Annotated in this window: 20 protein-coding genes; 10 read left to right on the top strand and 10 right to left on the bottom strand. The window is 70.9% G+C overall.

The features are described 5' to 3' along the window. Nucleotides 1–111: 111 nt before the first annotated feature. Entirely contained in the window at nt 112–1,728 is a 1,617-nt protein-coding gene (locus D456_RS24410) for a BCCT family transporter (RefSeq protein WP_017577397.1), read from the bottom strand. A 588-nt stretch (nt 1,729–2,316) separates the two neighbouring features. On the opposite strand from D456_RS24410, the gene D456_RS0117070 reads away from it, so the two are divergent. The 3 genes from D456_RS0117070 (at nt 2,317) to D456_RS24405 (ending at nt 5,028) form a co-directional block, all read left to right on the top strand. After that, a complete protein-coding gene (locus D456_RS0117070; RefSeq protein WP_017577396.1) occupies nt 2,317–3,789 on the top strand; it encodes an MDR family MFS transporter in 1,473 nt (490 codons plus the stop codon). A gap of 132 nt (nt 3,790–3,921) precedes the next feature. Continuing rightward, nucleotides 3,922–4,494: a TIGR03086 family metal-binding protein gene (locus D456_RS0117065; RefSeq protein ID WP_017577395.1), complete on the top strand. Its 573-nt coding sequence runs from the start codon at nt 3,922–3,924 to the stop codon at nt 4,492–4,494. Nucleotides 4,495–4,575: 81 nt separating this feature from the next. Beyond that, nucleotides 4,576–5,028 carry a molybdopterin cofactor-binding domain-containing protein gene (locus tag D456_RS24405; RefSeq protein WP_017577394.1) on the top strand — a complete coding sequence of 151 codons (453 nt, stop codon included), beginning with the start codon at nt 4,576–4,578 and terminating at the stop codon, nt 5,026–5,028. A gap of 10 nt (nt 5,029–5,038) precedes the next feature. On the opposite strand, the gene D456_RS0117055 is transcribed toward D456_RS24405, so the two are convergent. The 4 genes from D456_RS0117055 to D456_RS0117040 form a co-directional block, all read right to left on the bottom strand. Beyond that, entirely contained in the window at nt 5,039–5,710 is a 672-nt protein-coding gene (locus D456_RS0117055) for a lysophospholipid acyltransferase family protein (protein WP_017577393.1), read from the bottom strand. A gap of 104 nt (nt 5,711–5,814) precedes the next feature. Next, on the bottom strand, nt 5,815–7,848 hold the full coding sequence (locus tag D456_RS0117050; protein WP_017577392.1) for a CocE/NonD family hydrolase: 2,034 nt from the start codon (nt 7,846–7,848) through the stop codon (nt 5,815–5,817). Between the two features lie 13 nt (nt 7,849–7,861). Further along, on the bottom strand, nt 7,862–9,133 hold the full coding sequence (locus D456_RS0117045; protein ID WP_017577391.1) for an ATP-grasp domain-containing protein: 1,272 nt from the start codon (nt 9,131–9,133) through the stop codon (nt 7,862–7,864). Nucleotides 9,134–9,342: 209 nt separating this feature from the next. Continuing rightward, the gene (locus D456_RS0117040; protein WP_017577390.1) at nt 9,343–10,272 is read right to left on the bottom strand and encodes a threonine/serine dehydratase; all 930 of its coding nucleotides are present in this window, start codon (nt 10,270–10,272) and stop codon (nt 9,343–9,345) included. Nucleotides 10,273–10,371: 99 nt separating this feature from the next. Between D456_RS0117040 and D456_RS0117035 the strand changes: the two genes are divergently transcribed. Beyond that, a complete protein-coding gene (locus tag D456_RS0117035) occupies nt 10,372–11,340 on the top strand; it encodes a LysR family transcriptional regulator (protein WP_017577389.1) in 969 nt (322 codons plus the stop codon). 75 nt (nt 11,341–11,415) lie between these two features. Here the strand turns inward: D456_RS0117035 and D456_RS0117030 are convergent, their stop codons facing one another. Beyond that, entirely contained in the window at nt 11,416–12,048 is a 633-nt protein-coding gene (locus D456_RS0117030) for a trimeric intracellular cation channel family protein (protein WP_017577388.1), read from the bottom strand. Between the two features lie 247 nt (nt 12,049–12,295). Between D456_RS0117030 and D456_RS0117025 the strand changes: the two genes are divergently transcribed. Further along, a complete protein-coding gene (locus D456_RS0117025) occupies nt 12,296–13,654 on the top strand; it encodes a dihydrolipoyl dehydrogenase family protein (RefSeq protein WP_017577387.1) in 1,359 nt (452 codons plus the stop codon). 61 nt (nt 13,655–13,715) lie between these two features. On the opposite strand, the gene D456_RS0117020 is transcribed toward D456_RS0117025, so the two are convergent. Further along, entirely contained in the window at nt 13,716–14,564 is an 849-nt protein-coding gene (locus tag D456_RS0117020) for a siderophore-interacting protein (RefSeq protein WP_017577386.1), read from the bottom strand. A gap of 116 nt (nt 14,565–14,680) precedes the next feature. Then, nucleotides 14,681–15,700, bottom strand: a complete 1,020-nt coding sequence (locus tag D456_RS0117015; RefSeq protein WP_017577385.1) for an N-acetylglucosamine kinase — start codon at nt 15,698–15,700, stop codon at nt 14,681–14,683. A 416-nt stretch (nt 15,701–16,116) separates the two neighbouring features. Here D456_RS0117015 and D456_RS0117010 point away from each other — a divergent pair, with 416 nt between their 5' ends. Then, complete coding sequence (locus D456_RS0117010; protein ID WP_017577384.1) at nt 16,117–17,379, top strand: GNAT family N-acetyltransferase; 1,263 nt, start codon at nt 16,117–16,119, stop codon at nt 17,377–17,379. 51 nt (nt 17,380–17,430) lie between these two features. On the opposite strand, the gene D456_RS0117005 is transcribed toward D456_RS0117010, so the two are convergent. Both D456_RS0117005 and D456_RS0117000 read right to left on the bottom strand, forming a co-directional pair. Next, nucleotides 17,431–18,474 (bottom strand): aminotransferase class V-fold PLP-dependent enzyme, encoded by a 1,044-nt coding sequence (locus D456_RS0117005; RefSeq protein ID WP_017577383.1) that lies wholly within the window; start codon nt 18,472–18,474, stop codon nt 17,431–17,433. Nucleotides 18,475–18,542: 68 nt separating this feature from the next. Continuing rightward, a complete protein-coding gene (locus tag D456_RS0117000) occupies nt 18,543–19,082 on the bottom strand; it encodes a MarR family winged helix-turn-helix transcriptional regulator (RefSeq protein ID WP_017577382.1) in 540 nt (179 codons plus the stop codon). Between the two features lie 294 nt (nt 19,083–19,376). On the opposite strand from D456_RS0117000, the gene D456_RS0116995 reads away from it, so the two are divergent. The 4 genes from D456_RS0116995 to D456_RS0116980 are packed head-to-tail and all read left to right on the top strand — an operon-like array spanning nt 19,377 to nt 24,165. Continuing rightward, the gene (locus D456_RS0116995; protein ID WP_017577381.1) at nt 19,377–20,339 is read left to right on the top strand and encodes an MBL fold metallo-hydrolase; all 963 of its coding nucleotides are present in this window, start codon (nt 19,377–19,379) and stop codon (nt 20,337–20,339) included. Between the two features lie 59 nt (nt 20,340–20,398). Further along, nucleotides 20,399–22,087, top strand: coding sequence for an FAD-dependent monooxygenase (locus D456_RS0116990; RefSeq protein ID WP_017577380.1), 1,689 nt, complete (start codon nt 20,399–20,401; stop codon nt 22,085–22,087). A 33-nt stretch (nt 22,088–22,120) separates the two neighbouring features. Further along, a complete protein-coding gene (locus D456_RS0116985; RefSeq protein ID WP_017577379.1) occupies nt 22,121–23,326 on the top strand; it encodes a homogentisate 1,2-dioxygenase in 1,206 nt (401 codons plus the stop codon). Continuing rightward, nucleotides 23,323–24,165 carry a hypothetical protein gene (locus tag D456_RS0116980; RefSeq protein WP_017577378.1) on the top strand — a complete coding sequence of 281 codons (843 nt, stop codon included), beginning with the start codon at nt 23,323–23,325 and terminating at the stop codon, nt 24,163–24,165. The genes D456_RS0116985 and D456_RS0116980 overlap by 4 nt, the downstream gene beginning before the upstream one ends. Nucleotides 24,166–24,178: the final 13 nt, after the last annotated feature.

Genomic DNA, 24,178 nt, shown 5'->3' with positions numbered 1-24,178 from the left:
CCCCCCGCCGCGGGACGGCCGTGCCAGGGGCCGGATGCGAGCGGGGGCCGGGCCACCTGTGGGTGGTCCGGCCCCGTTATGGTGCGGCCCCCGTTATGGTGCGGGCCGGACTCACTCCTTGTCGGTGCCGACGGTCACGGACTCCAGGCCGGCCTGGTCGGCGGCCTGCGCGGTGGGCTTGGGCACGGGCGGGTGCACCACACCTTGTTCCACGGCCATCTGCCGCACCAGGCGGGGTGCGCCCCACACGGACGGCAGCAGCACCAGGCCGACGGGGACGGCGCTGACGACGATGAAGGACTGCAGGGCCTCCACGCCCCCGTCGCCGATGAGCAGCAGCACGGCGGCTGCCACGCCCATGCCCATGCACCAGAAGGCGCGTACCAGCAGGGAAGGCTCACCGGAGTGGACGCTGGAGAGGGAGATGGCGTAGGACATGGTGTCCATGGTCGAGGCGAAGAAGACCAGCGTCACCACGACCATGAGCACGGCCATGACCGCGCTCAGGGGCAGGGCCTGGACGATGGCCAGGGCGGCGGCGGGCAGGCCGTCCTGGGCGTAGGCGTCGGAGACGGTGCCCGGGTTCTGGATCTCCAGCCACAGGCCGCTGCCGCCCAGGGCGGTGAACCACACGGAGGTGACCACGGTCGGGAGCAGGGTGGCGCCGATGTAGATCTGGCGGACGGTGCGTCCGCGGGAGATGCGGGCGATGAAGATGGCCATGAGTGGGCCGTAGCCGATGAACCAGCCGGCGAAGAAGACGGTCCAGTAGCCGAGCCATTCGGTGTCGCCGCGGAAGAGCATCATGGGTGCCAGTTCGCGCAGGTGCACCGCGCCGGCCTGCAGGTACAGATCGATGACGAAGGGTGCCGAGGCCAGGGCGACGATGGCCAGGACCATGGCGATGGCGCCGTAGATGTTGATGCGGCTCAGTAGTTCGATGCCGCGGGTCAGGCCGGTCAGGACCGAGACCGTGGCGATCAGGGCCAGGCCGATGATGACCACGGCCTGGGTGGCGTAGCCGTTGGGCAGGCCGAAGGCCTCACCGGCGATGTAGGAGACCTGCAGGCCCAGGAAACCGATGGGTCCGACGGTGCCTGCGACCACGGCCAGGACGCAGGCGATGTCGGCGAGGGTGCCGACCCAGTGGGTGCGTACGCGCTCGCCCATCAGGGGCCAGAGCAGGGTGCGCGGGCGCAGGGGCAGGCCCTTCTCCGCGCCGCGCATCATGACGAGGGTGGCCAGGGAGCCGCCGATGGCCCAGGCGCCGAAGCCCCAGTGGGTGAAGGACTGGGCCATGGCCAGGGCGGCGCCTTCCATGCCGCCGGCGGAGCCGGCGTACTGGGGTGGTGCGTCGACGTAGTGGGCGATGGGTTCGGAGGCGGCCCAGAAGACCCCTCCGGCGGCCAGCAGGGTGGTCAGGATCATCGCGACCCAGCGGAACCAGGTGAAGGCGGGGGCGACGTCTCCGCCCATGCGTACGCGCCCGTAGCGGGACAGTGCGAGCACGGTCATGGTGGCGAAGGTGGCCACGAGCAGGAGTTGCCAGTAGGCGCCGAACCAGGCGGCGGACCAGCCGAAGGCGGTGTCGATGGCGGAGCTGACCGCTTCGGGTGCGGCCAGGGCGGCGGCCACGAACGCTACGAGTGTGCCGCCGGTGACGGCGATGACCCAGGGGTCGGGGTGTCCGCCACGGGAGGACACACGTGTTCGCAGGCTGGAGAACATGGAAAAGGTGACTCTTCTCGGTCGGGAACGCACGCTGCTGAGCGCACAGGTGTGCTGCGGTGCGGAAAGGCGAAGGTCGGCGCCCTGTCGCGGAAGGTGCGGGGCGTCGGTACGAAGACGGCGGTCCTGGCTCCTGCGCGTCGTGCGCGGCTGGCTCTCTGATCGGGGCGGGCTCGGGCGGGCCGTGGCGCTCTTCGTGTGCCGCCTCGGGGCACGGGGGTCGAGTTTAGGGGTGGTTCGGGGATGTAGTGGCTGGTGGCGGGGGTGTCACGTGCCACCCCGGCGGGCTCGGGCGGGCTCTTGCGGGTCGGCGCGGTGGGGTGGAGCGGGCCGGCTGCGCGGAAGGGGCGTGGTGCCGGCACGGGGTCGGCCGGGCGGGGGCGGCGTGTGCCGGGGGAGCGGCGGGTGCTGCGGGCGTGTGGTCGCTGCCGTGTGGTCTGAGGCGTGTCTCACGCCTGCGCGGTCGGAAAATCAGTGTCGCGGGACAGGAATGCCTGATTACCATGACGGGTTGCATTGCACGGTCTGCAAAATTCATCCCCCGGCGGACCGCCGACCCCGACCACCACGACACGACCGAGGACACCTGTGACCGGGCAGCCCACCCCTGACGCCGCCGACGCGGCCGAACCCCAGCGCGCCCAGAGCGCCGACAAACTCGTGATCCCACTTCTTCTGGTCTCGGCCTTCATCGTCATCCTCAACGAGACGATCATGGCTGTGGCACTGCCTGCCCTGAACCGGGACCTGGGGATCCCGGTGTCCACCGGGCAGTGGCTGACCTCGGCGTTCATGCTGGTCATGGCCGTGGTTATCCCCGTTACCGGATACTTGCTGCAGCGCTTCCACCTCAGGCAGGTCTTCATCACCGCGATGAGCCTGTTCACGCTGGGCACACTCGTCTGTTTCCTCGCGCCGGGTTTCGCCCTGTTGTTGCTGGGACGCATCGTGCAGGCATCCGGCACGGCCATCATGATGCCGCTGCTGATGACCACCGTGCTCAACATGGTCGCCGCCGAGCGGCGCGGGCGCACCATGGGCAACATCTCCATCGTGATCTCGGTGGCCCCGGCCGTGGGGCCGACCCTGTCCGGTCTGGTACTGAACGTGCTCGACTGGCGTTGGCTCTTCGGTCTGGTGCTGCCCATCGCCGTGGTCGGGCTGTTGCTGGGGGCGCTGTTCATCCGCAACGTCACCGAGCCCAGGGCGGCCAGCATCGACGTGCCCTCGGTGCTGGTCTCGGCGCCGGCCTTCGGCGGTCTGGTCTACGGGTTCTCCAGCCTGGGCGAGTCCGGCGGGAGCACGGCCCCCGTCCCGCCGTGGTCGGCCATCGCCGTGGGTGCGGTGGCCCTGGTGGTGTTCGTGGCGCGTCAGCTGCGCCTGCAGCGCAACGACCGGGCCCTGCTGGACCTGCGGGTGTTCCGTTCGCGCCAGTTCTCCGTCTCCATCGGTCTGGTGGCGGGCAGTTTCCTGGCGCTGTTCGGAACGCTGATCCTGCTGCCGGTCTACATGCAGTACGTGCTGGGGCTGGACACCCTGGCGACAGGGCTGGTCATGCTGCCCGGCGGTCTGGTCATGGGTCTGCTCGCCCCGTTCGTGGGGCGCCTGTACGACCGGATCGGGGCGCGCCCGTTGATCATCCCCGGTGCCGCTCTGGTCTCGGTGGTGCTGTGGACGATGGTGGTGGTCTTCGACACCGACACCGCGCCCGTGGTGGTGGTGGGCACGCACGTGGTCATGAGCGTGGGGCTGGGGCTGATGTTCACGCCGTTGCTGACCGGTGCCCTGGGTTCGTTGGACCAGAAGCTCTACTCCCACGGCAGCGCCGTGGTCGGTACGATCCAGCAGGTGGCCGGGGCCGCGGGGACCGCGACCTTCACCACCGTCATGTCGGCGACCGCTGCGGGGCTGATGGCGGGCGGTACGGGCGAGGTCGCCGCGCAGGCGGCCGGTATCAACACCGCCTTCACCATCGGTGCGGTCGTGTCCGTGCTGGCCTTTGCCGCGACCTTCTTCGTGCGCGGCTCCACCGCGGACACCGAGCAGGCCCCGGCGCACTGACCGGAGCGTTCCCGCGCGGCCCCGGGCGCACCGTTGCCCGGGGCCGCTGGTGTACGTTGGCCCGGGCCGGGCGGCCCGCAACTGGGGCGCTTCGGCCTGTCACCACATACTTCGTCACCGGGGGGTGCGCACATGAGTGCACTGATCGATCTGCACGGAACGGCCATGGGAGAGTTCGACCGGCGGGTCAAGGCCGTCTCGCTCACCGACTGGGCCCTGCCCACCCCTTGCAACGATTGGGACGTGCATGACCTGGTCAACCATCTGACCACCGAACAGCTGTGGGTGCCCCACCTGGTGGCCGGTACGCGCATGGAGGAGATCGGCGACCGTTTCGACGGTGACAACCTGGGTGAGGAGCCGGTGGCCACGTGGGAGCTGGCAGCCCGGGAGGCCCGTACCGCGTGGCTGGCGCCCTCCTCGCTGGAGGCGACCGTGCACCTGTCCTTCGGTGATGCCCCGGGTGAGGTGTACCTGTGGCAGATGACCTTCGACCTGACCGTGCACGCCTGGGACCTGGCGCGTGCCCTGGGGGCGCAGGAGACGCTGGACCCGGACCTGGTCGAGCACGTGTACGGGTGGGCGCAGAAGCAGGGCTTCGGTGAGTCCAACTCCTTCGCGGGTATCTTCGACGAGCCCGTGGCGGTCGGTGAGGAGGCTTCCACCCAGGACCGTCTGATCGCGCTGACCGGACGGCGCCCCTGAGCCGGTCACCGGGCAGATCTGTCCGGCGGTGGTGGCCGCGGCCCGCGCTTTCCGGGGAGAGCACGGCACGGTGGAGACCGGGTGCGCGGTCTCCCCTTCGGTGTCCACTTCACGGAGGCGTGGGTCAACGCCGACACCGGGGAGGTGCGGGTGCCGCGCATGTACGGGCTGTTGTCGGTGGGGCGGGTGATCAACCCCCGTACCGTCCGTTCCCAGCTGGTCGGCGGCATGGTCATGGGGTTGTCGATGGCCCTGCACGAGCGCAGTGTGCTGGACGAGCGGCGGGGGCATGTGGTCAACCACGACCTGGCCCAGTACCACGTGGCGGTCAACGCCGACGTGGACAGTGTGCAGGCCGGGTGGTTGGAGCAGTCCGACACCCGTGCCACCCCGATGGGTTCGCGCGGGGTGGGCGAGATCGGGACCGTGGGAGCGGCCGCCGCGGTGGCCAACGCCGCCCACCACGCCACCGGGGTGCGGGTGCGTGAGCTCCCGTTGACGCCGGACCGGTTCCTGGCCGACCCGTGCCCGTAGGGGCGTTCTCTCAGCCTTCGGAACCGGAGCCGTTGTAGCCCGGGGCGCGTTCCTGCCCGGACAGGTCGGCGATGGCGTCCATGACCTCGTCGGTGATGAGGCGGCGGGCCTTGCCGGGGGCGAGGTGGTCGTAGCCGGTGGTGAAGTCCATGGGACGGCCGAAGTCCACCTCGAAGTGGCGGGGGCGGGGCACGTTCGCGCCGATGGGTTGGACCTGTTGGGTACCGGAGAGGGCCACCGGTACCACCGGGGCCTTGGATTCCATGGCCAGGTGGGCGATACCGGTGCGCCCTCGGTACAGGCGGCCGTCGCGTGAACGGGTGCCTTCGGGGTAGACCACGCAGGCCTGGCCCTCGGCCAGGCGTTCCAACATCATCTGCAGGGTGAGCATGGCATCCCGTGCGCTGTCGCGGCGCACCGGCATGGCGCCCAGGGTGCCGAAGGTGGTGCGGGTGGCCCACCCTTTGAGGCCGCGGCCCTCGAAGTAGTCGCTCTTGGCCAGGAAGCGGACGGGGCGCTGGGGCAGCGACAGGGGGATGACGACACTGTCGACGAAGGACAAGTGGTTGCTGGCCAGCAGGACCGGGCCCCGGGCGGGCACGTTCTCCCGACCCCGGACGGTCGGTCGGCAGGCCGTCCGGGCGAGGGTCGCCGCGGTCCGGCGCAGCGCACCGTAGAGCACATGTCCCCCTTGTGGGCTGGTCGTGGTGACCCAGCCCAATGTAAGGGTGACCGGCCGGTAATGATGACCTGGCGCACAGGAAGTGCCGCAGCTCACCCTCGCGCTCAGACGTGGTCCCTGGGGATCTCCGAGGAGTAGATCTTCGACGCCACGCGCTCATCCCCTTCGTAGGCGTCCAGGGTGGCGTGCAGGTGGAAGTGGGTGGCGGTCGAGGTCAGGACCGTGCGGGTGATGGTGCGTACCGACCACGGGCCCCGCTCGAAGCCCATGGTCCAGACGGTCTCCCCGCGTACGGTGTCGTACCGGTTGCCGATCCAGCTGTAGTCCTCGACCGCGCGCCTGGTCACCTGCAGGTCGATGTTGTCGAAGAGCACCGTCCCCAGGTCCTTGACCACGTTCAGTGAGGAGCGGTAGTTGACGAGGTCGTGGGAGATGTCCCAGCGCTGTTCGCCGGGCGTGACCGGCTCGGTGCGGAGGGGCGCAGTGCCCTCGGGTTCCTGGAAGGGTTCGGGTTCGGGCCCCGAGGCCTGCCCGTTCGAGCGCACCGGCAGCAGTACCTGGGTGTGCTCTCCGGGATGGACCGAGAGCATGACCGGTTCGGGTGAGGGCCAGGCCAGGGGCCAGTAGGAAGTGGAGACCGCGACCCTGATGCGGTGGCCGGGCGGGAAGGCCTGGGCCACCCCGTTGAGGGAGACCGAGACGCGGTAGCGGCGCCCGGGCTCGAGCCGCTGCGGGAACTCGTCACTTTCGGAATGGGTGAGGTTGAGCAGCCCGTAGGTCACACGTGTGGCTTTGCCGTCGGGTGCGACGTCGGACAGGCGTACAGCGACCATGGCGTCGGGCCGGTCCACGGACAGGTCCAGGTCGACCACGGGCGAGCCCAGGATCTCCACCCTCTCGCTCAGAGGGCCGCTGTCGAAGACCATCGAGCCGCCGTCCTCCTCGCGCTGGTCGGCGGGCAGGTCGGGCGGGGCGTTGTAGGAACACCACTTGCCCGCGTACTGTCCCGTCGACAGCGGTGAGGACAGGGTCATGGGCCCGCGTTCGTGGTCGGGTTCGGTGCCCTCACGCAGGATGCGCCCGTGTTCGAGAGAGCGGACGAGCGGTTCCACGCTGGGGGAGGGCCAGGTGTTCTCGCCCACCCAGCGGCCCGGGCGTTCCTCGTACTCGGTGGAGGGCTCGACGCTGTCCTGCATCCACGCGCGCAGCATCGGCGCGTCCATGATGCCGTTGTCGATGCCCTTGAGCCAGCGGTCCCACCAGCGCACCAGCTCCTGCAGGAAACCGATGGCGGGGCCGGGTTGGCCCAGGTGCGGGTACTTGTGCGACCAGGGCCCGAGCAGGCCCAGCCTGGGCACGTCCAGCCCGGCCATCAGGCGGAAGACGGAGTTGGAGTAGCCGTCGGCCCACCCGCTGACGGCCATGACGGGTATGTCGATGGCGCCCAGGTCCTCGGCGACCGAGCCGTGTTTCCAGAAGTCGTCGCGGCGCTGGTGGCGCAGCCAGGTGTCCAGCCACAGGCCGCTGTGCTCCAACCGTTCGTGCCACATCTGCCGCCAGCGCTCACCCACCAGCTCGGGGTCGGGAGGGCTGGAGTTGTAGGCGAACATGGTGGAGGCCCAGGAGAGGTTGTCGCCCAGCAGGCATCCGCCCATGTAGTGCACGTCGTCGGAGTAGCGGTCGTCGGTGGAGGAAGCGGTGACGATCGCTCCCAGGCTCCGGGGCCGGCGGGCGGCCACCTGCAGGGCGTTGAACCCGCCCCAGGAGATACCCATCATCGCGGTGTTCCCGTCGCACCAGGGCTGGTCGGCGAGCCAGGCCAGGACGTCCTCGGCGTCGGAGAGTTCCTGTTCGAGGTATTCGTCCTCCAGGACACCCTCGGAGTCGCCGGTGCCGCGCAGGTCCACGCGTGCGCAGACGTAGCCGTGCCCGGCCATGTACGGGTGGTGGATGGAGTCACGCTGCGCGGTCAGGTCCCGGCGCCGGTAAGGGATGAACTCCAGGATCGCCGGTACCGGGGCCTGTTCGCTGTCCACCGGGCGCCATATGCGGGCGGCCAGGCGGGTCCCGTCGCTCATCGGGATGCGGACGTACTCGTCCTCGCGGACCTGGTGCGGGAGTGAGTCCACGGTTCGCATGGTGCCCCTCGTCTCAGTCGTGGTCGGCGTCCTGGATGTCGAAGCTCAGTGCGTCCTTGCACTCCTGGTACATGCGCTCGGCCTCTTCGGGGCTGTCGGCGCCCACGAAGACGTCGGCGAGCTCGAAGCTGTAGCTGTCCTGACCGGGCAGCTCGGAGAGCCACTGGCCCGGCTGGGCGACGATCTCCACGTGCAGGCCGGGGATCCGTTCCTGGATGCGTTCGATCTCCTCCTGGGAAGGGACCGAGCGCACGTAGCCGTCGGTGAAGTGGCGCAGGAACCACTTGGCCGCGAAAGCGTACTCCCCGTTCCGGCTGTGCACGGGTTCCTCCCCCAGCGCGATGCGCAGGACCGCATCGTGGTTGGTCCTGCCGTCCACGCTCTCGAACAGGGCCGAGTGCGACTGGGAGTGGCGGGGGTTGATCTCCAACAGGAGGAGGGAGTCCTTCTGGGGATCGTAGAAGTACTCGACGTTGAATGCGGTGTTGTCCAACCCCACCTGGGTGATGACCCGTTCGGTCAACTCGATCAGGCGTTCGCGGACCTCGTCCGATTGCCTGGAGGGGTATTCGTAGCACAGGAAACTGGAGGTGCCCGGGTAGCAGTCGGAGTCGATGACGCCGTAGATGTAGGGCTGGGACCCGTGGACGTAGCCCTCCACGGTGAGCTGGCGTCCCTGGCCCTCCTCCTCGGCCAGACCGGCCGTTCCGCCGGCCTCGGCGACCTTCGGGGGCAACGGCACCCGGTCCATGATCCACTGGAAAGGCTCTCCGACGCGGCCGGCGCCCTGGCGGATCTCCTCCATCGCCTCGCGGAAGCCCTCGTCGTCGGTGACACGGAAGGCCAGTTCGGAGGAGAAGGCCTTCACCGGTTTCAACCACAGCGGGTAGGACAGCCCGTCGGGGATGTGTGGGGCGTCGGGGTCGATCTCGGCGAAGTTCGGGACGACCTCGGGCACAACGGTCCGCTGCTCCAGGCGGCTCCAGTACTTGTGCTCGCACCGGACGATGGCCTCCAGCGGGGCGTGGGGCAGCCCGCGTGGTTCGCACAGCAGGGGCACCAGGGAACTGACCGGGAAGTCCCAGTAGCCGATGATGGCGTCGACGGTGCCGTCGAAGCTGTCCAGCTGCTGCTCGGCCTGGGCGAGCAGGGCGGGCATGTCCAGCTCTCCCTGGGTCAGTTGTTCCAGGGAGAGCAGCGGATGGAAGCGGTGGTCCCCGGGGAGAGCACGCAGTGCTGCGTGGTTGTGGTCGTCAAGACCGAGGACGAAGATGTTCTTGGTCACGGGAACCCCCCTCTGGTGGGAGGCCGGAAAGCGCGTGTGCGGTTCGAACGGCGCTGACCGGGCCTTTTCCGCCCGGCCGTGCTCCGGCCCCTCTACTGGTCCCTGTGCTCTTTTGCGCAGGTTGAAACACCATGGGACGGATCACAGGCCGCGTGGGGCGTGGCGGATTCGGTGGAGGGGCCGTGCTCAGGGCGGTCCGGGGGCGTGTTTCAGTCGGCCGGGCGCCAGTCGGCGTTGGCCCCGCACACCACCAGGCAGGGGCGGTCCCCGGGGACCCGGCCGGCCAGCCAGGCGGCGAAGGGGACGGCGGCGGCCGGTTCGGTGGCGATGCGCAGGTCCGCCCACAGGCGCTGCTGGGCGTGCACGATCTCGGCGTCGTCGACCAGCGTCGGGGTGACGGGGTGCTCGCGCAGGACCTGGAAGGGCACCTCGCCCAGGGTGGCCGCGCCCAGGGCGGAGGAGGCCACCGAGTCCACGGGGGTCTGTACGGGACGGTCGTGGGACAGGGCCGCGTGCAGGCTCTGGCAGCCCTCGGGTTCGGCGCCCACGACCTGGCGCGGGCCGGCGCCCAGGCGGGTCCCGGCGGCGAGCCCGCCTCCGCCCACGGCCACGACCACGGTGTCGCACTCGGGGGCCTGGGTGGCCACCTCCAGGCCGATGGTGCCCTGGCCGGCCACGACCAACGGGTCGTCGAAGGCGTGCAGGTAGCGCACGTTCTCGCGTTCGGCGTGGTCGCGTGCGGCCTCGGCGGCCACGGCGTAGTGCTCGCCCACACGCACGATCCGGGCGCCGGTCCGGGACAGCGGTTCGGCCTTGGCCTCGGGCACGGTCTCGGGCACGTAGACGGTGGCGTGTTTGCCCAAGAGCCGTGCGGCGGTGGCCACCCCCAGACCGTGGTTGCCGCCGGATGCGGTGATGACGTGGTCGCTCTCGGGCCCGCCGAGCATGGCGTTGAGGGCTCCGCGCAGTTTGAAGGCGCCGGTCAGCTGCAGGTGCTCGAGTTTGAGGGTGAGCGGGCGTCCGTCGATCCGGGTGTGGAGCACGGGGGTGTGGCGGGCATAGGGGGCGATGCGTTCGGCGGCGGCACGCACGTCGGTGGCTGTGGGTGCGAGCGCAGTGGGTGCGGTCTCGGGGCTCATGCCTCCACTGTGCCGCTACTGATGGTTAACATAAAGTTGCCTCTACTAAAGATCATTAAGCTTTGCTTTGTCTCAAGGTTTGCTCGAAGAGGGGATGCCGTGCTCGACGCCAACCGGTTGCGTGTACTGGTGGAGATCGCCCATGCCGGTTCCATCGCCGCGGCGGCCGAACGTCTGTCCTACACCCCGCCCGCGCTCTCGCAGCAGCTGACCAAGCTGGAGCGGGAGGTGGGGGTGCTGCTGGTGGAGCGCGGGCGTACCGGGGCGAGCCTGACCGAGGCGGGCCGGGTGCTGCTCGAGCGCGGCGAACGGGTCCTGGGAGAATTGCGCGATGCCGAAAGGGCCGTGCGTGCGGTGGGCGGCCAGGAATCCAGCCAACTCTCGTTGGGGGCCTTCGCCAGCGCGGGCAAGGTCCTGCTGCCGCAGACGTTGGCGCTGTTCGGCCACGAGCACCCGCACGTGCGCCTGTCCCTGTTCGACGTCGAACCCCCCGGAGGGCACGGCCAGGTCACTTCCGGCGAGCTGGATCTGCTCATCACCCACCGCTACCCGGGGGTGCCGTTGCCGCCCGCCTCGGGCCTGCACCGTGAACGTGTCCTCGTCGATCCCTTGTTGGCGGTGGCGCCCCGGGGCCATGCCTTGGCAGACAGCCGACTGTCGTTGGCCGACCTGGCCGAGGAGGAATGGATCTGCGGGGCGCCCGGGATCCACAACCGCATCAGCTTGGACACCGCGGCGGCCGAAGCGGGGGTGCGCTTGTCGGTGGCTTACGAGACCCGTGACTACGAAGTGGCGCTGGCCCTGATCGAGGCCGGTGTGGGGGTCGCGCTGGTACCGCAGTCGATCCTGGGAGCGGCACGGGGCGGGGGCTGGGTCAGCCGTCCGCTCAGCGACGTCTCACCGGCCCGGGAGATCTACGTGGTGCACCGGCGCCGCCCTCCCGAACCGGTCCCGGCGATGGTCGCGACCTTGCGGGAGGTCGCCGCCCGGGCGCCTGGGCCTTCCTGGACGGAGGAGGCCGAGGGACGGGGCACGCGGGAGCCGGGGGGACCACCCGCGGTGGGGTGAACGGGTTTCCTGCGGCCTCGGTTCCGACAACGGTCCGGGTGTGTGGTCCGGCGGGCCCGTCGCCGAACGACACACCTAGGCCGGCGGCGCTCCGGGCGGGGGTGGGGCGTTCCAGCGAAAGTACAGGGAGAGCACGCGCACGCAATAGCACAGCAGGGCACCCGCGACGGCGAACCAGATCGACCCCAGGCCGATCGTGTCGAAGAGCACGACCACGCCGGCGCCCAGCAGTGCAGGGATGGCGTACAGGCGTGAGTTGGCGCTGAGCACCACAGGGATCCGGTTCAGGAGCACGTCGCGGATGGTTCCGCCTCCCACGCCGGTGATCGTGCCCAGCAGAACGGCTTGGAGGGGGCCGAAACCGACTTCGATGGCCTTGGTGGCACCGATGACGGCGAACAGGCTCAACCCGGCGGCGTCGAAGAGCTGGATCGGTGTGGCCAGGTGCTGTAGTTGGCTGCTGAGGAAGAAGGCCAGGGTGGCGCCGGCCAGTGCGACGACGATGTAGCGCCAGTCCTGGAAAGTGGCGGGGGTCTGGCCGAGCAGGAGGTCGCGGATGATGCCCCCGCCCAGGGCGGTGGTCACGCCCAGAACCGTGACACCGACGAGGTCCACACGTGCGGTGCGGACACCGGTGAGGGCCCCGTCCAGCGCGAACGCGAAAACACCCGTCAGGTCGAGGACGAGGATGATGCTCTGAGTGGACATGTGTCTGGGCCGGGGCGGCGCTCCCCCTTGTTTCTCCGTCGACACGGCAAGAGTGCTCAGCGCCAAGTACACCATGCCCGGAGGGATACGGGTGCCCTCGGTGGAGGGGCGCGTCCTGCCCGAACAGGGCCGGAGCCGGGGGCGGGAGGCACGGGTGGGGCGGCCCGTGTCGCATGCTCCGGCCCGGGGTCGGGAAGGAGACCATCGACCCGGAGCCAGAGACACGGGGCATATGAGGGGGCAGGCAATGGAGCACCTGGACACGATCGTGGTGGGCATGGGGCCCGGTGGTGAGTCGGTGGCCTCGAGGCTGCTGGGTGAGGGTCAGAACGTGGCGGTGGTCGAGAGCGGCCTGATCGGGGGCGAGTGCGGCTACTACGCGTGTATCCCCTCCAAGGTGCTGTTGCGGGCCCCGGAGGCGCAGTGGGAGGCGGCCGGGGTGGCCGGGCTCTCCCGGCCCGAACTGGACTGGGACGGTCTGCGCGGGTACCGCGACGGCATGATCCGCCACCTGGACGACTCGGCGCAGGTGGAGGACTACCGGGAACTGGGCGCGCAGGTGTTCAAGGGCCGGGCCCGTCTGGTGGGACGCGATCCCTGGCGGGTGGTGGTCAACGGCACCGAACTGAGCGCCGAGCACGTGGTACTGGCGACCGGGTCCGAGCCCGTGGTCCCCCCGATCGACGGGTTGTCCGATCTGGGCTCGGACGTGGTGTGGACCAACCGGGAGGCGACCACGCTGGAGTCCGTCCCCGAGCGGGCGGTGGTGGTCGGCGGTAGCGCGGTGGGGGTGGAGCTGAGCCAGTTCCTGGCGGCGTTGGGCAGCCGGGTCACCGTCGTCCAGCGCGGTGAGCGGCTGTTGGACCGCGAGGACCCGCGCCTGTGTGAGTTGATCGCCGACCGGTTCGAACGCGAGGGGATCGACGTGCGCACCGGCACGCAGGTCTCCTCGGTGGCCCGCCAGGGGCGCGGGGTGCTCGCGCACCTGGACGACGGCACCCGGGTGGAGACCGATGTGGTGGTACTGGCCACCGGGCGCCGGCCCAGGGCCGAGGGGTTGGGTCTGGACGAGGTGGGGGTGGACACCGACGGGGGCCTGCCGGCGGTGGACGAACACTGCCGACTGGCACCGGGCCTGTGGGCGGTCGGTGACCTGACAGGGCAGGCGATGTTCACGCACGTGGCCAAGTATCAGGCGCGGGTGGTGACCGACAACATGTTCGGCCGTGAGCACCGGGCCGACTACACGGGGGTGCCCCGGGTGGTCTTCAGTTTTCCGGAGGTGGCCGCGGCGGGTCTGACCGAGGCCGCCGCGCGTGAGAGGGGACTGGACCCGGTGGTGGCGGAGGCGGACCTGACCGCGGAACTGGCCCGGCCCTGGACCTACGCCTCCGACCCCGTGGCCAGGATGGGGCTGGTCGCGGACCGCTCCTCGGGGATGTTGGTGGGGGCGTGGGCGTTCGCGCCGCTGTCCTCGGAGTGGATCCACACCGCGGCGTTGGCGATCCGGGCGCGTGTCCCGGTGCAGACGTTGCGCAACGCGGTGTTCCAGTTCCCGACCTTCTCCGAGGGGTACCTGTCGGCGTTGGACCGCTTGGACCTTTGAGGTGGGCGGTGCCCGCCGCCCGGGTCAGGGGCGGCGGGCGTGTGCTGTGCCGGGGTGCGGTTCAGCCGGCGGTGGCGGCCAGGGCGGCCTGTTCCTCGTTCTCGACGCCGCGGTTCCACTCGCTCTTGGTGGACTGCCAGGTGTCCTCGTTGCGGCCCAGGCGCCAGTACCCCGAAACCGACAGCCATTCCTTGGGCAGGGCGTGTTCGATACGCAGTAGACGGCGCAGGTCGCGGACGGCGTTGGCTTCCCCGTGCACGAAGGCGTGGACGCGCCCGGCGGGGAAGTCCAGGGCGCGTACGGCCGGTACCAGGGCGGAGCCGACGACGCCGTCGCCGCGGTGGAGCCAGTGCAGGTGGACGCCTTCGCCGGTGGCAAGGGCCTGCTCCTCCTCGGGGCCGGCGACCTCGATGTAGACGTGGGCGGTGGCGCCCCGGGGCAGGCCTTCCAGGGCGGCGGCGATGGCGGGCAGGGCGCTCTCGTCACCGGCGAGCAGGTGCCAGTCGGCCTCGGGGGAGGGGCTGTAGGCGCCGCCGGGGCCGGTGAAGTGCAGGGTGTGGCCGGGGCGGGCGGCCTCGGCCCAGGGGCCGGCCAGGCCGGTGTCGCCGTGGGTGACGAAGTCGATGGTGAGCAGGCGTTTCTGCCGGTCCCAGTGGCGGACGGTGTAGGTGCGGGTGGTGGGCCACTGCGAGCGGGGACCGTGGTTGAGGGTGTGTTCCAGGTCTGTGGTGCTCAGGTCCTCGGTCCCGGGGAAGAAGAGTTTGACGTAGTGGTCGGTGTGGCCGTCGGTGTCGAACCGGTCCAGCCCCTCGCCGCCCAGGACGATGCGGACCATGTGCGGGCTGAGCCGCTCGGTGGACTCGACCGTTCCGGTGTGGACGGTCCTCTTGCGCGGCTTCTGCTCGGCCACGGCGCTCCCTCCTCCAAGTTCATGGTTAGGTAAGCCTAACCAAGCACACCGTAGGCGGTGAAGGAGCCCCCGGCAAACCGTCCCTGCCTGTGTACGCCGTGACGAGGCAGGTGGTCTCACCCGGGGCCGTGCTCGGGCGGGTGGGTGAAGACCCCGTGCGTGTACCGGTCCCCGGCCGACAGGCCCGCGCGCAGGGCTGCTGTCCAGGCCGCTCCTCCGGCCGTGCACCCGGCTGTGACCACCGGTGCCTCGGGGGAGAGCTCGCGCACCAGCGCCGTGCGCACCGGGCCGGACCGGGACAGCACCCCGCCGGCCAGGACCACCGGGGTGCGCTCACCGCTCTCGCGCACCGACCGCACCGAGTCGGCCAGGTGCCGGGCGGCGCGGGCCACGATGTGTGCGGCCGAGGCATCACCCTGTTCGCAGGCCCGGCTCACCAGGGGTGCCAGCTGGGCCAGGTCGATGGGCGGGGCCGCCGTCAAGGCCCGGGCCAGGGCGCGTGCACGTTCGCGCGGGGCCAGGTTCTGACCTTCGGGCAGGGCACGGGCCAGTACTGCTCGGGTCAGAGGGCCCGGTTCGTGCCCGGCCATCAGCTGCCGTGCGCTGGCGCGGGCGGCCCGGTGCCCGATCCAGAACCCCGATCCGGCGTCGCCCACCAGCCATCCCAGGCCGTCGGCGACGTCGGTGCGTACACGTTCCTGGACACGGGCGGCGATGGCCCCGGTTCCGGCGATGAGTACCACCCCGTCCGGCGCGCAGGTGCCTGATGCGAAGGCCACCTCGTCGTCGCCGGTGAAGACCGCCTCGTTCTCCACCCCCGCACGGGCCAGGGCGAGGTGCATGCGTTCGCGTACCGTTCCGTCGGCCAGGGCCGATACCCCGGCCAGGCCGACCGCGGTCGTGGCCAGGGCTCGACGGGCACCGGGCCCTGCCCGGTCCAGGGCCCCGGACACGGCCTCGGTCAAGCGTTGGGAGGCCAGGTCGGTGCCGTGGGAGTTGGGGTTGGCGCCCTCGGCGAAGGCCTCACCCAGACGGTGGCCCGAGAGTGTGGTGACCAGGGCGCGGGTCCTGGTGCCGCCCGCGTCCACACCCAGGACGAGGGGGCCGGGGGAGTGGGAGGGGTATGGGTTCGTCACGGGCCGATGCCTTCCCCGGTGCGGGTCCGTTATGCCTTCCGGGTCCGCCCTCGTGAGGAAAACCGGTGGCCGTTCCTGCCCCGGATCTGGTTTTCTCACCCCATGGTCGTGTCCGCGGTCCCCGGCCTGTCCCGCCCGAGCTTTTGCGTTCCTGCCTCCGTGCCTGCCCGCCGCCCGCGCACGGTCCGGGCAAGAGGCGCCGGTGCTCGTCCCGTGCAGTCCGGACCTTGCTTCCGTGCACGGGTGCGGGGGTGCGCTCGCGGGCCCCACGACCTGGCACGGACCCGGTACCGTCGAGCCCTGCCGGTGCTGTCCCGCGCCGGTGGGCCGCCCCTTTGCGCGGCACCGATCCCCGACCACGCCCCGCACCCCGGAAAGACGAGGAGGCCGGTGCCCGCACGGGCACCGGGACCACCATGCCCACACCCGAAACGGCCGGCCCTTGGACCGTGCGCGGCATCGACCGCGACGAACTCCCCGAAGTGGCGGAGGTGACCTTGACGGCCATGATCGCCCCGGATCTGCCCGAGGAGGTCGGTGAGCGGTTGCACCACTTCCCCGAACACCACGGTTACGGGCGGATCCTGGCGGCCACCGACGAACACGGCGCCATCGTGGGCAGCACGCGTTCGCACGCCTTCGACATGGCTCTGCCCGGCGGGGTGCGCCGCGTCGCGGGCGTGACCGGTGTGGGGGTCTGGCCCACGCATCGGCGACAAGGGGTACTCAGTGCGCTGATGCGCCGCCAACTGGCCGACCTGAAGGCTGACGGTGAGCACTACGCCGCGCTGTGGGCCTCCGAGAGCGGGATCTACGGACGTTACGGGTTCGGGCTCGCCGTCACCGAGACCGAGGCCGCCATCGATGTCCACCATGCGGCGCTGCGTGCCGATGCCCCGCGCGATGGTGGTCTGCGGGTCCTGCTGGAGCGGCCCGGTGCGGCCCGCGCCGCGGTGGAGGAGGTCTTCGCCCGGGTGGCCCGTACCCAGCTGGGCCGGTTCGCCCGGGACCGGGCGTGGTGGGACCGGCTCCTGAAGGATGACCCGGCCGAGCGCGGCGGCAAGGGGCCGCTGCGGGTCTCGGTGGTCCAGGGGCCCGACGGCCCTGTGGGGTATGCGCTGCACCGGGCCGAACGCCGCTGGTCGGTCCACGGTTCCAGGAGCGTGCTGCACGTGCAGGAGGCCGTGGCCCTCACCCCGGCCGCGCACACGGCCCTGTACGAGCACCTGTTCTCCTTCGACCTCATCACCCGGGTGGAGTTCTCCTGGCTGGCCCAGGACGACCCGCTCGAGCACCTGCTCGTCGACCACCAGAAGCTGGAGACCACACCGGTCGACTCCCTGTGGATCCGGCTGGTGGATATGCCCGCGGCGCTGTCCGAACGCACCTACGCGGCCCCCTTCGAGGCGGTCCTGGGGATCACCGACCGCTACGCCCCCTGGAACGCGGGGACCTGGCACGTCGAGGGCGGACCCGACGGCGCGAGAGTGGAAACCACCGATGCCGCACCGGACGTGTCGCTGGACGTGTCCCATCTGGGCGCGGCCCACCTGGGTCAGCGCCCGCTCCTGGGTCCGTTGCGTGCGGGGCTGGTCACCGAGCACACCCCCGGTGCGGTGGCGCGCCTGGACACTGCCTTGTTCCGGCCCGATCCGGCGATCTGCGGCCTGATCTTCTGAACCTGCCCCCGACCCGGGTCCGGAGGCTGGTTCGCGCGGTCGTCCCCGGGCTCAGTCCAGCGCCGTGAGCAGGCGATCGACGTCCTCGTCGGTGTTGTACAGGTGGAAGGCCACGCGCATGCGCCCGTTGCGGGTGGACGTGGCGACACCGGCCTCGGCGACCCGGGCGGCGGCCCGTTCCGAGACCGGGAGCGAGACGATCGCCGAGCCGGCCGGTTCCAGGCCCAGAGCGGCACGCAGCCGCTCGGCCAGCGCGATGTCGTGAGCGCCGATCACGGCCGTCCCGGTCTCCTCGATCACCCGCAGGCTCTGGGCCAGGGCCATGGCCGCTCCCCAGACCGGGGCCTGGTCCAGGCGGCGGGCGTCGCCGGCCGGCGGGGCGCCCGCGCCATAGAGCGCCTGCCAGGGGTGCTCGGAAGCGTACCAGGAGGGAGCCAGGGGGTGCAGCTGTGCCAGGGCCTCGCGGGTGCCGGTGAGGAAAGCCGTGCCGCGCGGGGCCAGCAGCCACTTGTAGGTGGAGCACACGGTGTAGTCGATCGGTACCTGCGGCAGGCTCAGCCATCCGGCTGACTGGGTGGTGTCCACCAGCAGGCGGGCCCCGTGGTCGACGCAGGCGCGGGCCAGGTCCTGCAGCGGGGCCAGGGCGCCGTCGGAGGACTGCACGGCCGAGACGGTCACCAGTGTGGTGGCCGGGCCCACGTGCTCGGCCAGTTCGTGCAGGGGCGCCTCGCGTACGGTCAGCCCCGGGTGGCGGGCGAAGGGCTGCACGGCGGAGGCGAACTCGCGTTCGGGGGCGAGGACCTCGGAGCCTTCCGGGAGGGAGGCGGCGACGGTGCCCACGAGTTGGGACACGTGTGTGCTCAGGGCGACCTGGTCGGGTCCGATCCCGTTCAGGCGGGCGTAGACGGCGCGGGCCTCCTCGGTGGGGATGTCGCCCTGGTCGGGGCGGAAGGTGCCGGTGGCCACGGCCTCGGTGTGTGCGTCCAGGACCTGTCGTGCGGTGCGGGGGAGCAGGCCGTGGGAGGCGGTGTCGAGGTAGGTGCCGCGCGGGGTGAAGTGGGTGCGGGCCCGGTGGATGGCTGGGTGTTCGTGCATGCGGTGAATCGTCGCAAGCGGTGGGTGGGGGTTCAAGGTTCTGCCGTGGCCGATGCGGGCCCCGGGGTTCAGCTGCGGAACTTGGCTTTGGCGTCGGTGGATCCGGCCATGAGTTTGTTGAGCAGGCGTACCAGTTCGGTGCGTTCATCCGGTTCCAGGGCTTCGGCCCAGGCGCTCTCGCGGCGGTTGTGTGCCCGGAATCCGCCGAGGATGGCTCCGTAGCCCTCTTCGGTCAGGCTCAGTTGCAGGGCGCGCCGGTCGTGGCTGGCGCGTTCGCGCACCACGAGACCGTCGCGTTCGAGGGTGTTGAGCAGTGCGGACAGGGCGGCCCGGCTCGTCCCGGAGATCTCGGCGGTGGTCTTGGCCTCCATGGGCCCGGCGAGCCAGAGCGCGAAGATGACACGGAAGCCCGGCCAGGTGAGCCCGCGGGGGCGGTGGACGGTGGACTCCAGGTCGTAGATGACCATGCTGCTGGCCCGGCTCAGGGTCAGGGCCATGCGCATGGCGTCGGTGTCGACCGCGGGCAATTCCTGTTGGGCCTTGCGCACGGCGAAGTCCACGAACGACCAGAAGGTCAGTTCGTTCGGGGGAGCGCTCTCGTGGGTCACCGGTTCACCTTAAAGCCGCAAAGCTCTGTTTCCGGGGGATGGTGCGGGCCGAGGGAGGCGGCTCGTGGCCAGGGCAGGGAGGGCGGGGCCCTGTTCCTGCACCACGTGCGGCCGGGGGCGCGTCGCCGGCCGGAGTGTTCCGCTTTGCCTGGCTATTATGTGATCTGTATCACGCAAGTGTCTGGCCCACGCCTCTTGGTCGTGTGGTGTGCGCCACGTTACGGTCATCTTCATCAAACGTTTGATCATTTGGGTGGCGGTAGCCGCCCGCGACGAGTGAGAGGTCCTTCGACCATGGCCACCAAGCCGTTCGCCTCCTCCGCCGACACCGAGGCCAAACAGCAGACCCTCGAAGTGCTCGCCGACGGCGTCTACGCACTCACCGCCGAGGGCGACCCCAACATCGGTGCCATCGAGGGCGAGGACTTCCTGGTCGCCTTCGAAGCCCTGGCGACCCCCGTCGCCGCCCGCGAGTGGCTCACCGAACTGCGCAAACACACCGACAAGCCCATCCGCTACCTGGTGCTCTCCCACTACCACGCCGTGCGTGTGTTGGGCGCCAGTGCCTTCGACGCCGACATCGTCCTGGCCCACGAGAAGACCTACGAGCTCGTCCGCGAACGCGGCAAGGAGGACTGGGAGAGCGAGTTCGGGCGCATGCCCCGCCTGGCCAAGGACGCGGACTCGGTACCCGGCCTGACCTGGCCCACACAGACCTTCGCCGACCGCACCACCATCGACCTGGGCGGCGACCGGGGCGAACTCGTCCTGCAATACCTGGGCCGCGGCCACACCGAGGGCGACATCGTGGCCTGGTTGCCTCAGCAGAAGATCCTCTTCGCCGGCGACCTCGTCGAGGCCCAGGCCGCCCTCTACACCGGCGACGCCTTCCACCACGACTGGGCCGGGCCCACTCTCGACCGCGTCAAGGCCCTGGACGCGCAGATGCTCGTGGGTGGGCGCGGGGCGGTCAGCCGCGGCCGCGCCGAGGTCGAGGCCGCCATCGAGCAGACCCGCAACTTCTTGAACGTGATGATCGAGCAGGTCGGCGCCGTCCACGAACGCGGCGGCACCCTCAAGGAGGCCTTCGGCGCCACCCACGCTGCACTGGTCGACGACTACGGCCACTGGCCCATCTTCGAGCACTGCCTGCCCTTCGACGTCTCCCGGCTCTGGGACGAGCTCTCCGGCGTCGAGCGGCCCGTCATCTGGACCGCCGAACGCGACCGCCAGGTCTGGGACCAGCTGCAGAGCTGACCCGCCCTCAGCACCCGTCCGCGCCCGTACGGGGCGCCCTCGCCGAACGGAGCCCCCCCATGGAACCCCCCGCTCCATCCACCACCCCCCACACCACCGAGCCCGTCCTGGTGCTGGGCGCCGGACCGGTCGGCCAGACCGCAGCTCTGCTGCTGGCCCGGCGCGGGCTCCCCGTACTGGTCGTGGACGAACACCCCCGCCGCGAGGCCGTGGGGTCCAAAGCCATCTGCCAACAGCGCGACGTCCTGGACGTGTGGGACTGGCTCGGGGCCGGCCGCATCGCCCGGGAAGGCCTGACCTGGGACACCGCCCGCACCTTCTACCGCGACCACGAACTGTTCAGCCTGAGCCTGAGCGACCCCGGCGCCTCCCCGCTGCCCCCGTTCGTCAACATCTCCCAGTCGCGCACGGAAGAACTCCTGGACCCGCTCCTGGAACAAGCCGGGGTGCGGGTGCTGTGGAACCACTCCGTCACCGCCCTGGACCAGGACGCTGACGGGGTGGAGATCACCTGCCGGGGCCCTCGGGGGCCGGTGCGCCTGCGCGGCTCCCACGCATTGTCGTGCCTGGGCGCCCACGGCGGTGTGGTGCGCAAGGCCCTGGGGATCGGCTTCGAGGGCACCAGCTTCGACGACCGTTTCCTCATCTGCGACATCCGGGCCGACCTGGGGCACTGGCAGCGCGAACGCCGCTTCTACTTCGACCCCGAGTGGAACCCGGGACGGCAGGTGCTCATCCACCCCTGCCCCGACTCGGTCTACCGCATCGACTGGCAGGTCCCGGCCGACTTCGACCTGCAGGCCGAGGAGGACGACGGACGCCTGGAGGAACGCATCCGCCGGATCATCGGCCAGGCCCCCTACGAGATCGTCTGGCGCTCGGTCTACAGCTTCCACACCCGCGTGGCCGACCGCATGCGGGTGGGCCGGGTCCTGCTCCTGGGCGACAACGCCCACCTGGTGGCACCCTTCGGCGCGCGCGGCCTCAACTCCGGGGTCCCCGACGCCGAGAACGCCGCCTGGAAGATCGCCTACGTACGAAGCGGGTGGGCCGGGGAGAACCTGCTGGAGAGCTACCACACCGAACGCCACGCCGCCGCGCTGGAGAACGCCGACGTCACCAGCGCCACCATGCGTTTCCTCGTGCCCCGCGACGAGGAGGAACAGCAAGTACGCCGCACCGTGCTCGAACGCGCCGTGACCGACCCCGCCTACCACCACCGGGTCGACTCCGGGCGCCTGGCCGAACCCTTCTGGTACACCGACTCCGACCTGACCACCCCCTGCCCCGAACGGCCCTTCGGCGGACGGCCCCCGCGCGGACGGACCCCCGAGCCCTGCCCCGGTGTGCTGATGCCCGACGTGCCTGTGCGCACCGACCGGGGCCCCGCCCGGCTGCGCCAGCTCCTGCGCCGGGGCCTGACCCTGCTGCTGGGGCCCACCCCCGAGGACACCACCGGTCCGCGGTTCACCGAGACGGTACGCACCGCAGCCGAGCAGGCCACCTCCGCCCCCGTGGCCGTGCACCGCATCAGCGACCTGGACGCCGACGGAACCCTCGCCCGCGCGCTCGAACCACGGACCGGGCAGGTGTGGCTGGTACGCCCCGACGCCCACATCGCCGCCGTGGTCGAAGGAACCGACGCTGCAGCCGTGCACGCCGCAGTGCACACCGCTCTGGGAACCGTGCCCGTCCCGCCCCAGACCTCCCCCGCCGACGGCACCGCCGGTGCCCGCACCACCCCCTGAAGAGCGCTCACGGCACGAGGAAGGAAGGCAACCATGGCCTACTACCGCCAGGTCGGGGACGTGCCCCGGACCCGACACACCCAGCACCCCAACCCCCGGGGCGGGCTCTACTACGAGGAGCTCATGGGGGAGGAAGGCTTCTCCAGCGACTCCTCGCTGCTGTACCACAAGGCGATCCCCTCGGCCATCGCCGACGCCGCCCCCTGGCAGGTGCCCGAACAGACCCGCACCCCCAACAGCCCCCTGATCCCGCGCCACCTGAAACTGCACGACCTCTTCCCGGCACAGGGGTGGAAGTCGGCGGACGTCGTGCAGTCGCGGCGCCTGGTACTGGGCAACGAGGACGTACGCATCTCCTACGTGGCCGCCGGAGCGCCCTCGCAGCTGTACCGCAACGGCATCGGCGACGAATGCGTCTACGTCGAGTCCGGCCGGGGCCGTGTGGAGACCGTCTTCGGGACGCTGGAAGCAGGCCCCGGCGACTACGTCCTCATCCCGCGGGCCACCACCCACCGGTGGGTGCCCACGGGGGAGGAGCCCCTGCGTGCCTACGCGATCGAGGCGAGCAGCCACATCGCACCGCCCAAGCGTTACCTGTCGCGCTACGGTCAGTTCCTGGAGCACTCCCCCTACTGCGAACGCGACCTGCGCGGGCCCACCGAACCGCTCCTGGCCGAGGGGGAGATGGTCGACGTCCTGATCAAGCACCGCGGCCCGGGCCCCGGCGGGATCGCCGGAACCCGCTACACCTACCCCACGCACCCCTTCGACGTCGTGGGCTGGGACGGGTGCTTGTACCCGTACGTGTTCAACGTCGAGGACTTCCAGCCCATCACCGGCAGGGTGCACCAGCCGCCGCCGGTCCACCAGGTCTTCGAGGGGCACAACTTCGTCATCTGCAACTTCGTGCCCCGCAAGGTCGACTACCACCCGGGAGCGATCCCGGTGCCCTACTACCACGCCAACGTCGACTCCGACGAGGTGATGTTCTACTGCGGCGGCGACTACTCGGCCCGCAAGGGCTCGGGTATCGGGCAGGGGTCGATCTCCCTGCACCCGGGCGGGCACTCCCACGGCCCTCAGCCCGGCGCCTACGAGCGCAGCATCGGCGCGGAGGCCTTCGACGAACTGGCCGTCATGGTCGACACCTTCCGCCCGCTGGACCTGGGCGAGGGGGGTCGGGCTGTCGACGACGGGGCCTACGCCTGGACCTGGGCCGGAGGGAGCAAGAACCGATGAACGGGCTGTTGTACCGGGGACTCTTCGACGACGCGGCGCTCTTCCCGCCCGGGAACGCGCCCCTGGGCCAGGCCCTGCCCGAGCACAGGAACCACCGGGCCGGGCACCGAGCCCAGTACGTGGGCCCCTTCCTGGTTCCCGACGCGCGCGTGGCCGAGTTGCGCACGCTGCTGGATCGGGAGGAGGGTGACCACGCGCCCTTGGCGACCGTGGTCACCGTGCCCGGAGGGGCCGAGGCGGTCCCCGGGGCCGTGGCCGCCGCACAGCAGGCACGTCTGCACCTGGTGGGGCTGGAAGTGGCCGCAGAACCGGGCGGGGTCGCTGCCGTGACCGAGGCCCTGGACCGTCATCTGCCTGCGGGCGTGCGCGCCTACGTGGAGATCTCCCGGCAGGGCCGGGTCCCCGACGACCTGGCCGCACTCGCCGGGAGCGGCCACCGGGCCAAGTTCCGCACCGGCGGTGTCGTGGCCCGGGCCCACCCCGGCGAGGCCGAACTCGCCGTGAACCTGCACGCGGCCGTCGGCTCCGGGCTGTCCTTCAAGTGCACCGCCGGTCTGCACCACGCGGTGCGCCACACCACCCCCGAGGGTTTCGAACAGCACGGTTTCCTCAACGTGCTGTTGGCCACGGCTGCCCTGTTGGAGGGCGCTACGGCCGCCGACGCCGAGGCGGTCCTGGCCGAACGCGACGGCCCGGCCCTGGCCGCCGCAGCCTCCCGTCTGCCCGACGAGCGGTCCGAGCGGGTACGGGAGACCTTCCACTCCTTCGGCACCTGCAGCATCACCGAGCCGCTGGAGGACCTGGTGGTGCTCGGTGAACTGCCTGCGACCACATCCTGACCGACCACACACG

Source organism: Nocardiopsis kunsanensis DSM 44524 (genome assembly GCF_000340965.1).
GTDB classification, from domain to species: Bacteria; Actinomycetota; Actinomycetes; order Streptosporangiales; family Streptosporangiaceae; genus Nocardiopsis; species Nocardiopsis kunsanensis.
Note: the sequence above shows the minus strand (reverse complement) of the source record. Positions and strands in the feature narration are given on the sequence as shown.